The following is an 824-nucleotide window of genomic DNA, read 5'->3' on the forward strand; positions in this document are numbered from 1 at the left end:
ATGCTACCGGTGGGAATATCTTTTCTTATCCAGTAAAAATCATCTGTTTGTTTGGCATATCGATAAGCGGTAGGAAAATTTAAAGATACACCGAGATTGTTTTCAAGTTCTTCATCATTTTTCAATGACTTTTTTATTCGTCTTTGTTGCTCTGCAAGTTCAGTCCTTTTAAATCTTGAAATGATCTCCTCAGCATTTTCTTCGATCAGGCCTTCGATCTGTTCATTACTTTCTCCCTGAATAAGAACTCCTTTTTGAGGCCGGGCATAAGCGTTTTCTGTCCATTTGATCTGTGGTTCCTCTCCTTTTTGAACAAGGAGAAAGATCCTGTTTTTACGGGCAAATCCGGCGAAAGCTTCCGGAGGCATCTGGCTAAGGGAGAATAGTGGTTCCTCCTGAGGTAACCCATCTACTGGCGCAGCTAAGTGAGATCTTACAGCTTCTCCCACTTCCCCTGTCCACATCTCGTTATCCATTACCACGGTGAGATTATTGATATTCCCCGAAGAATTTGATACTACAACAGGATCCTCCTTTCCATCGCCACAACCTGTTATTAATAAAAGAATAGAAAATAATACACTAAGATTTTTCATAATAAAATAACGGAATTTCTACCCGTCAGAAAGTTTAAGTTTCATACCGGGTTTTAACCGGTTGCTGTTCATATTATTTAGGTTCTTGATCTGTTGAACTGTAACGCCCGGAAATTTTTTAGAGATGCTCCACAGGGAATCCCCGTGTTTAACGGTATAGATCCTGGGAGAGCTATTATTTTGAGCGGTAGCTTTGTTCTGAGGGTATATGGTAAGTCTTTGTCCAAT

Annotated in this window: 2 protein-coding genes; both read right to left on the reverse strand. The window is 40.0% G+C overall.

Annotated features, from left to right (window positions below; all coding sequences use genetic code 11):
• The coding region (locus HC175_RS15535) for a DUF4837 family protein (protein ID WP_168139359.1) at positions 1–596 on the reverse strand (596 nt) is incomplete at its 3' end.
• Positions 597–614: 18 nt separating this feature from the next.
• Positions 615–824: LysM peptidoglycan-binding domain-containing protein (locus HC175_RS15540; RefSeq protein WP_168139360.1), on the reverse strand; the 210-nt coding region annotated here is incomplete at its 5' end.

This window comes from Salinimicrobium oceani, assembly GCF_012037645.1.